Origin of the sequence: Streptomyces sp. PR69 (assembly GCF_026420845.1) — a bacterium.
Taxonomy (GTDB): Bacteria; Actinomycetota; Actinomycetes; order Streptomycetales; family Streptomycetaceae; genus Streptomyces.
Window position 1 is genome coordinate 1 of record NZ_JAOWCB010000064.1, and the last position, 10,148, is coordinate 10,148.

9 protein-coding genes and 1 pseudogene are annotated in these 10,148 nt (G+C 66.1%); 7 read left to right on the plus strand and 3 right to left on the minus strand.

All coding sequences use genetic code 11. The features are described from left to right. Together OF819_RS28665 and OF819_RS28670 are read left to right on the plus strand one after the other, a co-directional pair. Window positions 1-1,243 (plus strand): polymorphic toxin-type HINT domain-containing protein (locus OF819_RS28665; RefSeq protein WP_267246569.1); only part of this gene is annotated, 1,243 nt, incomplete at its 5' end. Window positions 1,244-1,410: 167 nt separating this feature from the next. After that, window positions 1,411-1,815 (plus strand): hypothetical protein, encoded by a 405-nt coding sequence (locus OF819_RS28670; RefSeq protein ID WP_267246570.1) that lies wholly within the window; start codon window positions 1,411-1,413, stop codon window positions 1,813-1,815. Window positions 1,816-1,967: 152 nt separating this feature from the next. On the opposite strand, the pseudogene OF819_RS28675 reads toward OF819_RS28670, so the two are convergent. Continuing rightward, window positions 1,968-3,251 (minus strand): annotated as a pseudogene (locus OF819_RS28675) (tyrosine-type recombinase/integrase). Window positions 3,252-3,738: 487 nt separating this feature from the next. Here OF819_RS28675 and OF819_RS28680 point away from each other — a divergent pair. Together OF819_RS28680 and OF819_RS28685 are read left to right on the plus strand one after the other, a co-directional pair. Next, window positions 3,739-4,251, plus strand: a complete 513-nt coding sequence (locus OF819_RS28680) for a hypothetical protein (protein ID WP_267246571.1) — start codon at window positions 3,739-3,741, stop codon at window positions 4,249-4,251. Between the two features lie 138 nt (window positions 4,252-4,389). Next, window positions 4,390-5,640: a helix-turn-helix domain-containing protein gene (locus tag OF819_RS28685; protein WP_267246572.1), complete on the plus strand. Its 1,251-nt coding sequence runs from the start codon at window positions 4,390-4,392 to the stop codon at window positions 5,638-5,640. A 360-nt stretch (window positions 5,641-6,000) separates the two neighbouring features. On the opposite strand, the gene OF819_RS28690 is transcribed toward OF819_RS28685, so the two are convergent. Next, window positions 6,001-6,258 (minus strand): GntR family transcriptional regulator, encoded by a 258-nt coding sequence (locus OF819_RS28690; RefSeq protein WP_267246573.1) that lies wholly within the window; start codon window positions 6,256-6,258, stop codon window positions 6,001-6,003. A gap of 279 nt (window positions 6,259-6,537) precedes the next feature. Between OF819_RS28690 and OF819_RS29170 the strand changes: the two genes are divergently transcribed. Both OF819_RS29170 and OF819_RS28700 read left to right on the plus strand, forming a co-directional pair. Continuing rightward, on the plus strand, window positions 6,538-6,735 hold the full coding sequence (locus OF819_RS29170) for a hypothetical protein (RefSeq protein ID WP_323748978.1): 198 nt from the start codon (window positions 6,538-6,540) through the stop codon (window positions 6,733-6,735). Window positions 6,736-6,865: 130 nt separating this feature from the next. Continuing rightward, on the plus strand, window positions 6,866-7,096 hold the full coding sequence (locus OF819_RS28700; protein WP_267246575.1) for a hypothetical protein: 231 nt from the start codon (window positions 6,866-6,868) through the stop codon (window positions 7,094-7,096). Between the two features lie 256 nt (window positions 7,097-7,352). Here OF819_RS28700 and OF819_RS28705 read toward each other — a convergent pair whose 3' ends face one another. Further along, complete coding sequence (locus OF819_RS28705; RefSeq protein WP_416370651.1) at window positions 7,353-8,501, minus strand: acyl-CoA dehydrogenase; 1,149 nt, start codon at window positions 8,499-8,501, stop codon at window positions 7,353-7,355. 225 nt (window positions 8,502-8,726) lie between these two features. Between OF819_RS28705 and OF819_RS28710 the strand changes: the two genes are divergently transcribed. After that, entirely contained in the window at window positions 8,727-10,052 is a 1,326-nt protein-coding gene (locus OF819_RS28710; protein ID WP_267246576.1) for a UDP-glucose dehydrogenase family protein, read from the plus strand. Window positions 10,053-10,148: the final 96 nt, after the last annotated feature.

Here is a 10,148-nt window from a genome sequence, read left to right on the forward strand (position 1 = left end):
TGACGGCCCGATCGGCGGCAACAGCGCCAACGACTCGGCATATATGGCCGAGCGCGACCACTACTGGTCGGGCGGGCCAGGGAAGTGGAACTACAACGACCGCGATACCACCGTCAAGACAGGTCCCAATAGCCGTACGACTGTCACTGTCGTCAAGACCTACGGAGCCGACCCTAAGACCACAGTCGACGTCAAGCAGGAGCGACTGGACTGCACCAGCCGCAAGTACGGAGCCGGCTGCCAGTGGACTTCCAGAGACACGGCAGACTTCAACATGGAGGAAGTCCACCTTGCTCTGGACGCTGCTGGCTTCGTCCCGGGGCTCGGGGCGGTTCCGGATGTAGCCAATGCCATCCTGTACACATTCGAAGGAAACTTCAGTGAAGCTGGCTGGAGCCTGGTCGCTGCAATCCCGGTATGGGGCGATGGGGTTGCAGCAACCAGGAAGGGCACCAAGCTTCTCTCCTTCATCTTCAAGAAGTGCCCCACTAAACACAGTTTCGTAGCCGGCACCGAGGTCCTGCTGGCCGACGGCACCTCCAAGCCCATCGAGGACCTGAAGGCAGGAGATCAGGTACTCGCCACTGACCCCGAAACAGGCGAGACCTCAGGCAAGGCCGTAACAGCCACCATCCTGACCGAGGACGACAAGACGTACGTCGACCTCACGATCGCCTCGCCTGAAGGCTCAGACACGATCACGACCACGGACCACCACCCCTTCTGGTCCGAATCGGAACAGGCCTGGCTCGACGCCGGCACCCTCAAACCCGGCATGACCCTCCGCACGGACGAGGGCAACACGGCCACGGTCCAGGCCGCCCGCACCTACACTGCGCACCAGACCACCTATAACCTCACGGTCGCCGACCTCCACACGTACTATGTGCTGGCGGGCAAGACTCCCGTGCTCGTGCATAACTCCGGAGGCTGCCCTGATCTGGATGCGCTTTCGCAGAGTGGAATGCGTGCAGCCAAGGGGAAGACGACTCATGCAGGGCGTGAATACCAGAAGCATATGAACCGCGGCGATCTTCCTGTGGTTCCCGGCAAGGAGTTGAAGACTGCCGGGCAGGATTTGTTGGACGACATTCTGACCAATCCGCAAACCACTAGGTCCGCTGTCAATTCTGGAAACTTCGCGGGCGGAACGCGGTATATCATGCCGGACCCTGCTGGTGGGCGGGGGATCGGTGCGACCTTCGACGCAAATGGACAGTTCCAATACTTCGGGCGGTACTAGGCATGTTGGTAATCGAGCCGTGGGATGCAAAGGCGCGCGGCGACGCTAGTCTCGCTGACCTTCGGGGTGCGATCGCGGGGGCGTCTGTGAGTGCGGTCCGCTACGTAGTGCCGCAAGGGGAAACCTGGCCCGAAGGGCACAGGGAAGATCGTGCTCATGAAGTCGACATGGCCGTTGATCTGGTCATGAGCACCGGGGCTGGACTATCCCTATCCTGGGCGATGGATGGTCTCAACGAAGGGATGGCGATCGAGCTTAGGAAACCTGGAGAGTCGGACGCCGACTTGCCAGGGGACACTGTCGACGTGAGCGACCATGTCGATTGGGAGAGGTTCCTTGGGGCCGATATTGTGGAAATCAGCCCTGCCTGGCACATTCCCAACGAAGGTTGCCCTGAAATGCCCTGGGCGTATCGCCTCGGATTCTCCAATAAGTCAAGCCTGGTTATTGCGCTAGGTGCGGCCGAGGGGGAGGGGTTCACGTATATGCCCGATGAGCTGATCGTGTTCTTCGACGAGAATCTCGCAGCTTCCTATAGAATCCCAGCGAGTAATACTTCTTCACTCGGATAGGTTGAACCGAGTGAGAGGCTTCGGTAAGCGCCTGGCGCGGTACGCGTAATAGCCGAGCCTCTCCATTTCTCGGGAGAATAGATCAAACAGGCCCCGCCGGAGTGATCTCCGGCGGGGCCTGGCGTCTTGTGACGGCAACGCTGACGGCAACGTCAGCGGACGATGCCTGCCGAGGGCGGCGGCTCTTCGTCCTCGCCCTCGGCCAACATCCTGCCCAGAGTGTCGATGGCTTGGCGTTGGAGGCGGAGTCGTGCGTGTGCGTAGACGCCGGCGGTGACGCCGATGTGGGCGTGGCCGAGGAGTTCCTTGATCACGAGGAGGTCGACCCCCTGTTCCAGGAGTAGGGTCGCAGTCGAGTGTTGGAGGTCGTGGAAGCGGATGCGTCGGAGGCCGACCTGGTGGAGGAAGCTGCGGAAGCGGCGGTGAGGTTGGCAGGGTCGAGAGGCTGGCCAGTCCGCGTGGTGAAGACGAGCCCGCTGCCGCTCCAGTCCGATCCTGCTGTTTCTCGCTCCTTGTCCTGCCGTCCTTTGTGCTCCTTGAGGGAGTGCAGGCATTCGGTCGGGAGCGCGATACGGCGTTCGGATGCCCGGGTCTTGGTGGGGAGATGCGTGAGGCCGCCGGTGCGGGTGCGCTGGAGTGAACGGCGGATGCTGGCGGTCCCGCTGTTGAGGTCGAGGTCTTCCCAGTGGAGGCCGAGGAGTTCGCCTTTGCGGAGGCCGGTGCGCAGGGCGAGTTCGTGCAGGGCGTGGAGCCGGTCGGCGCGGGCTGCGTCGAGGAACTGGCGGGCCTCGACCGCAGTGAGGGGCTGGAAGCGCCTGGGCCGAGGCGGCGCGGTCTTGACGTTCCGGGCGACGTTACGCGGCAGCTCGACTTCGCGGACGGCATGTTCAAGGGCGGACTTGAGCACCGAGTGCACGTAAGGTCACGGTCAAGGGGGACAGCCGCTTCTGGCAGCACTCGCCGATCGCGCAGCACTTCTTCCGTTCGTTGTCTAGCCCCTGGGCGCAGCACCGGCAGGTGGTGCGGAGCCGGTCGAGGAAAGTGCGTACGTCCTTGGCGGTGAGCCGCGCGATCTTCTTGGTGCCGAGGCCGAGGCCGAGGCCGGGGATGAGGTGGAGGCGGACGCAGGCTGCGTAGCGAGTGTGGGTGTTTTCGCGGAGCCGGTGGACGGCGACACCGTTCAGCCAGTAGGTGAGGTAGTCGCCGACGCTGCTGGCTTTACCCACCTCCCCGGGCTGGGGCCCGCGCCGGGCAAGGCCAGGGGGCCACTCGTTCAAATTCCGGGCAGGATCACGACCTGCCCGAGTTGCCGAGCCAGCGTACGGCCCCCTGACCATGCCCGGCCTCAACCCGGGCAGGACACCGGCCAAAGCCCACTTCACCGCCCTCACGCGCGTAGCCGTCTGACGGCAACGCCGACGGCAACACGGGCGCACAGCAGGGGACTTCCACGTACGTCCTGGGACCCGCCGGAATTCGCTGAACAGCGAAAATGCAGGTGATGCCCGCCCGGCGAGCACACGTACTATGTGCTGGCGGGCGATACTCCGATCCTCGTTCACAACAGTAATTGCGGCCCGTCGTTTTCTCGGCAGAGCGTCGTTCCTATTTCTCGACAGAAGCAAGATCAGCACGTCCGGGGAACGAAGGAGTATCGAAAGCGGCTCGACAACGGCACGCCCACATCGGCGTTCGGGAGTAGAAGTGAAGCAGATGCCTATGCGCAGCACGCTTGGCAGAATGGAACTCCGGTGCCTGGTCGTTCGAATGTTCGTGGCTATGAATACGGAAGGCCGGTGGGAAGGGGTCCCAATGGAGGCTGGCAGACCAAGGTGCGGGTTCACATTGATCAGTCTGGCAAGACGCACGCTCACCCGGCCGGTCGCGAGTATTTTGACTAGCGAGATGAAGGGGTGAGGGCCTGTGGGAGCGAGACTCTCCTGGTCTTGGCAAGCGTGGGGCGTTTTGTTGCAGGATATTCAGAACGCCTACAGGGACATCAGCGCTCCTAGAAGGTCCTTTGCCCTGGTTGCAGCACGGAGCCAGCCTTATCGCGATCTCATCGACGATCTGTCGGGAATTGCAGCATTGGTCGACGACACGGATATTAACTGTGACGTGTGCTTCAGTTACACCCTTAAGTCGCACCGGCAATATTTCGTTCGCCTCTCGATGGTTGGACTGTACGCGACTTTCGCAAGGGTGGATGCCTGTGGTTGTATGGAATTCATTGCTTCGCGGAAGGATTCTTCGTCGGATATTGAGCGCGACGTACTTCGACTGTTGAAGGCGCGCGGCTTCCACGTCCTGTCGGAGGATCAGTTGGATGCAACTGTCGACCTTGCCCTACCAGGACTTGCGCATGTGAAAGTCTACAACGCCCTCTTTTTCCCGGAGGAGGAGCTGTCGTTGAAGAATTGTAATGGTGGGCGATAGAGTGCCCGCCCCGACTACTGGACGTGTGAGAGTGGCGGACATACGGCCGCGTTCACGCAGTCGCTCGTTGCCTGGGATGGCGGGTGTGCTGCGCCGTACTCTGCATGTGACGTGGGTTACACAGAGAGGGGCAAGGTCATGCCGTCCGAAGTCACCCCTGGTCCGCTGCTGGAGCCGATCGCGTTCGGGCAGCGGATGCAAGTCCTGCGTACGCGCAGAGGGATGAGCCGTACCGTCCTCGCGGGATTGGTGGGGAAGTCCCCAAGCTGGGTGAAGCAGGTTGAAGGCGGGCAGCTCCAGATGCCGAAGCTGCACATGGTGCTGCGCATCGCTGAGGCGCTGCGGGTCAGGGAGTTGGCCGAGCTCACCGGCGATCAGTCCGAGCCGGTGTCGCTGTTCACGGGCCCTGGGCATGCGCGACTGCCCCAGGTGCGTGCGGCCGTCGACGCGTATCCCTTCGCTTCCGACCGGGAGGCTCCGGCCCATGACCATGTGAAGGTGCGCCTGGCGCGCGCATGGCAGGCGCGGCATGCGTCGCCGCATCACCGGGACGTCATCGGTGCACTGCTGCCCGAGCTGATCCGCGACGCACAGTCGCTCGTGCGGCAGGCTGAGACGGGCGCGGAGCGCCGGGCCGCGCAAGCGCTGCTTTCGCAGACGTACAGCCTGAGCCAGTTCTTCCTCGCGTACCAGCCTGACGCCTCGCTGCTCTGGCGCGTCGTCGAACGCGCGATGGTGGCCGCGCTGGAGTCCGAGGACCCGCACACGCTGGGCATCGCGGCATGGCTCGCCGCGCAGGCGCACCGGGACAGCGGGCCCGGGCACTTTGACTCGGCGGACGCGGTCACGTTTGACACGCTTCGGCACTTGGAGCGAATGCTTCCGGAGGCGGGTGACGAGGTGCTCGCCATCTCAGGGGCCCTGGAGTTCGAGGCCGGGTACACGGCCGCGCGCCGTGGGGACACGGGGACGGCATGGCATCACTGGGACGCGGCGCGGTCCAAGGCCAGGCGGCTGCCGAAGGACTACTTCCACCCCGTCACCTCGTTCTCCCAGGCCATCATGGGCGCTCACGCGGTCACCGTGGCCGTCGAGCTGCACGCCGGCGGAGAGAGCGTCAGGCAGGCAGCGGCCGCCGATGCCTCGCTGATCCCGTCGCATCCCAGGCGTGCCCGGCACCGGATCGAGGAAGCGCGCGGATACGAGCTGGACAAGCAGCCCGAAGCGGCACTCGCAGCCCTGAGCAAGGCGTACGAATCCGCCCCAGAGACCATCCGCTACAACGGCTACGCCCGCCGCATCCTCCTGACGGAAAGCGAGTCGAAGAGCCCGCACCAGCGACGCCGCGCAAGCGAACTCGCCGTCAAGCTCGGCATGCTGGCTGCATAAGGCGAAGGGGCAGAAACCCTGCCCCTACCGTTCGTTCGGGAGACCTAGCGTCGGTGGCTGCTCAGCCGCGGAGCACCGCGGGCCGATCAGAAAGCAGGTCTCCATGCCGCAACCTCAGCGTTCACACGCGTCGACTCAGCCGGGCCAGGGGAGCACCGCACTCAGGCCACGCCGAGGCGATGCTCGGTGCTCCTGAAGTCGGGGCCCAGGAGCTTCGCCATCTCAAGTGTCGACTGGCCGAGGTACTGAGAGGCGTCATGCGCGTCGCCGACAGCCCCCGACCTGCTGCTCTGCGGAGCTCCGGGTGGGCCGCCGATGAGCCCCCGCGCCCTGTACAAGCGCGGGCCAGGCGCTCGTGTGTCAGCCGACAGGGGTGTCGTCGGTGTCGCTGTTCACTACGTAGACCCCCATGCCTGTGACTGTCTCCACGAGGCCTTCGTCCTTCAGCACCTTTACGGCCTTCCGGAGGGTGTCGCGCGCGACGTCGAACTCGGCTTCCATCTCGACGAGGCTCGGGATGCGACGGCCGGCCGGAATGCTGCCGTCCGTGATGCGGGCGCGCAGGATCGCGGCGATTTGGCGGTACGGCGGGACTGGCCCCTCCCGGTCAATACTCATGATCCACAAACTAGACGGCGGTCGTGTACCCACCATAGCTAACCCAGAGGCTAGACGGGGGTAGTACACCTCCTCTACGCTGCTGGGATGTGAAGACCCCGGCGACGGTGGGGCCGTCCCGGGGCGTGGCCGCCAGCTACTGAGGAGCTGATGACAGTGAGTATTATCCACGCGCTTTCGAGGTGGGCGCGGAAGGTGTTCGAGCCTGGTGCAGGAAGGCATCGGGCCGACCCCCGGCCCGCCGCACCCGTTCAATACGGGCGGCCTGATGCCACCGGAATGGACAGGCTGCGGGGGCTGACTGCGCGTTCCCCGTATGGGCTGGATGTATCGCTGGACGGTGGCGAGACGGCCCTGGTACGTCCGTACCTGATCGACTGCGAGCAACGACAGCGTCGGCTCAGCCTGGTCCTCGCGGCCGACTTCGGCATCGACCTCGACTCGCATGTGATCGGCACACCGGCGGTGACCTGGTGAACCGGACTATCGAAGCTCCTGAGGTGAGGGAATGCGAAACGTGCGGGTCATCAGCGACCTTGCGCCGTGACCACTTTGGCAAATGCGTCACACACTGCAACGACTACCGGAGATCTCGGGAGAGCCGCCGATGAGCCCCCGTGCCGTGTTCCGGTACGTGCCCCACAGCATCCGGCATGCTCCCGAAGGGGGCGTCGTCTACGAGGCGTTCTGCATGACGATCGGCTGCGAAGCCGCCTCCGGGCCGCACCACGAGCAGGAGGCCGCGCAAGACTGGGCCCTGCGGCACACCGGACGGACCGGGCACCCGCTGTTCCGGCGGGTGGTGACCGATCACGCGCGCGTGACGCAAGAGCAATGACAGGGGCCGGTGAGACCTGAGTCGGGCACCCTGAACCCGAGTCCCACGACCGGATTGCGGGGCCTAGGTACCGGGGGGCCCGGCACAGAACCGAGATGTAGAGGCCGCGAACCTTCTCTGCGGGGAACCGGCAGGTCCCAAGCCATGGCCCCGCAGATCGGCGTTGAATCGTCGGCGCGGTCGTGCCCCGAGAGGCGGCCGAAGCAAAGCAACAGCGCCCCGGTCCGCAAGCGGGCCGGGGCGCTTCCTGGGCCCTCTACGGCAGGTTGCGGGCCATCACGATCCGCTGGACCTGGTTTGTGCCCTCGTAGATCTGGGTGATCTTGGCGTCACGCATCATGCGCTCGACCGGGTAGTCGCGGGTGTAGCCGTAGCCGCCGAGGAGCTGGACGGCGTCCGTGGTGACCTCCATGGCGACGTCGGAGGCGAAGCACTTGGCCGCGGCGCCCTGGAAGGTCAGGTCGCCGTCTCCCCGCTCCGACTTCGCTGCGGCCGCGTACGTCAGCTGGCGGGCGGCCTCGATCTTCATGGCCATGTCGGCGAGCATGAACTGGATGCCCTGGAAGTCGGCGATCGGCTTGCCGAACTGCTTGCGCTCCTGGACATAGCCCTTGGCGTAGTCGAGGGCACCCTGGGCGATGCCGAGGGCCTGGGCCGCGATGGTGATGCGGGTGTGGTCCAGGGTCTTCATGGCGGTGGCGAAGCCGGTGCCCTCCGCGCCGATCATGCGGTCGGCGGGGATGCGGACGTTGTCGAGGTAGACCTCGCGAGTCGGGGAGCCCTTGATGCCGAGCTTCTTCTCCGGGGCGCCGAAGGAGACGCCCTCGTCGCCCTTCTCGACGACGAAGGCCGAGATGCCCTTGGAGCGCTTCTCCGGGTCGGTGACGGCCATGACCGTGTAGTACTCGGAGACGCCCGCGTTGGTGATCCAGCGCTTGACGCCGTTGAGGATGTAGTGGTCGCCGTCGCGGACGGCCTTGGTCTTCATGCCGGCGGCGTCGGAGCCCGCGTCCGGCTCGGAGAGGCAGTACGAGAACATCGCGTCGCCCTTGGCGAGCGGGCCCAGGTACTTCTTCTTCAGGTCCTCGGAGCCGGAGAGGATCACCGGGAGCGAGCCGAGCTTGTTGACCGCGGGGATCAGGGAGGAGGAGGCGCAGACGCGGGCCACCTCCTCGATCACGATCACGGTGGCGAGGGCGTCGGCGCCCGCGCCGCCGTACTCCTCGGGGACGTGGACGGCGTGCAGGTCGGACGCGGTCAGGGCGTCCAGCGCCTCCTGCGGGAAACGGGCCTCCTCGTCCACGGCCGCCGCGAACGGCGCGATCTTCGCTTCGGCGAGCGAGCGGACCGTCTCGCGGAGCATGTCGTGCTCTTCGGACGGGCGGTACAGATCGAAGTCAGACACTGTCGGAATCTCCCTTAGACGCCAAGGTCGCTCACTCGCCCCAGCAGTTGCTAACTACCGTTAAGTAACTCAAATCCTAGAGGGCGGGGCGCTCACGGGCCTACGTGAGCTTGGTGACAGCGGGAAACGTGCCCCCGGGCGGGCCCGACTATGCTCAGGCCCGCAGCGACGCCGTCAACGGCAACAGCAACAGCCGTCATCAGCATCATCAGCACTGGAGCACCCATGGCCCTCAAGATCACCGTGATCGGCACCGGCTATCTCGGCGCCACCCACGCCGCGGCCATGGCGGAGCTGGGCTTCGAGGTGCTGGGCCTCGATGTGGTGCCCGAGAAGATCGAGATGCTGTCGGCCGGCCGGGTGCCGATGTACGAGCCGGGCCTGGAGGAGCTGCTGCGCCGCCATGTGGCGGGGCTGGACGGCTCGACCGGACGGCTGCGGTTCACCACCTCGTGGGAGGAGGCCGGCGCGTTCGGCGACGTCCACTTCGTGTGCGTGAACACCCCGCAGAAGCACGGCGAGTACGCGTGTGACATGTCGTACGTGGACTCCGCCTTCGCCTCCCTCGCGCCGGTGGTGCGGGACGGCTCGCTGGTCGTCGGCAAGTCCACAGTGCCCGTCGGCTCGGCCGAGCGGCTCGCGGCACTGCTGCCCGAGGGGGTGGAGCTGGCCTGGAATCCGGAGTTCCTGCGGGAGGGCTTCGCCGTGCAGGACACCCTGCACCCCGACCGGATCGTCGTGGGCGTCGCGGGCGAGCGGGCCGAGAAGCTGCTGCGCGAGGTGTACGCGACACCCGTGAGCGAGGGGTCGCCCTTCGTGGTCACCGACTTCCCGACCGCGGAGCTGGTCAAGACCTCCGCGAACTCCTTCCTCGCGACGAAGATCTCCTTCATCAACGCGATGGCCGAGGTGTGCGAGGCCGCCGGCGGCGATGTGGCGAAGCTGGCGGAGGCGATCGGCCATGACGAGCGGATCGGGAAGAAGTTCCTGCGTGCCGGGATCGGGTTCGGCGGCGGCTGTCTGCCGAAGGACATCCGGGCGTTCATGGCACGGGCGGGCGAGCTGGGCGCGGACCAGGCGCTGACGTTTCTGCGCGAGATCGACTCGATCAATATGCGCCGCCGCGGGCAGATGGTGGAGATGGCGCGGGAGGCGCTGGGCGGCGGGTCGTTCCTGGGGAAGCGGGTCGCCGTGCTGGGCGCGGCCTTCAAGCCCGACTCGGACGATGTGCGGGACTCGCCCGCGCTGAACGTCGCCGGGCAGATCCATCTGCAGGGCGGCCAGGTGACCGTGTACGACCCCAAGGGCATGGACAACGCCCGCCGTCTCTTCCCCACGCTGGGGTACGCGGACAGCGCGCGGGAGGCCGTGCGGGGCGTGGACGTGGTGCTGCATCTGACCGAGTGGGCCGAGTTCCGTGAGCTGGACCCGGCGGAGCTGGGCACGGTGGCAGCGCGGCGGGTCGTGCTGGACGGGCGCAATGCGCTGGACGCGGCGCGGTGGCGCGAGGCGGGGTGGACGTACCGCGCGATGGGGCGGCCGCACGCGTAGGGCGCGGCGGGGCCGATGCCCCGCGGGACCGGCGGGCCGCATACACGGGGCGCGGAACCGGCGTCCCGCGCCCCGGTGAGCGCCCGCCGGCGGCGG

What these genes read in the sequence shown, in the direction of transcription:
- OF819_RS28670 (WP_267246570.1), top strand. Translation starts at nt 1,411, where the DNA reads ATGGCCGTTGATCTGGTCATGAGCACCGGGGCTGGACTATCCCTATCC.
- OF819_RS28685 (WP_267246572.1), top strand. Translation starts at nt 4,390, where the DNA reads ATGCCGTCCGAAGTCACCCCTGGTCCGCTGCTGGAGCCGATCGCGTTC.
- OF819_RS28690 (WP_267246573.1), bottom strand. Translation starts at nt 6,258, where the DNA reads ATGAGTATTGACCGGGAGGGGCCAGTCCCGCCGTACCGCCAAATCGCC.
- OF819_RS29170 (WP_323748978.1), top strand. Translation starts at nt 6,538, where the DNA reads ATGGACAGGCTGCGGGGGCTGACTGCGCGTTCCCCGTATGGGCTGGAT.
- OF819_RS28700 (WP_267246575.1), top strand. Translation starts at nt 6,866, where the DNA reads ATGAGCCCCCGTGCCGTGTTCCGGTACGTGCCCCACAGCATCCGGCAT.
- OF819_RS28710 (WP_267246576.1), top strand. Translation starts at nt 8,727, where the DNA reads ATGGCCCTCAAGATCACCGTGATCGGCACCGGCTATCTCGGCGCCACC.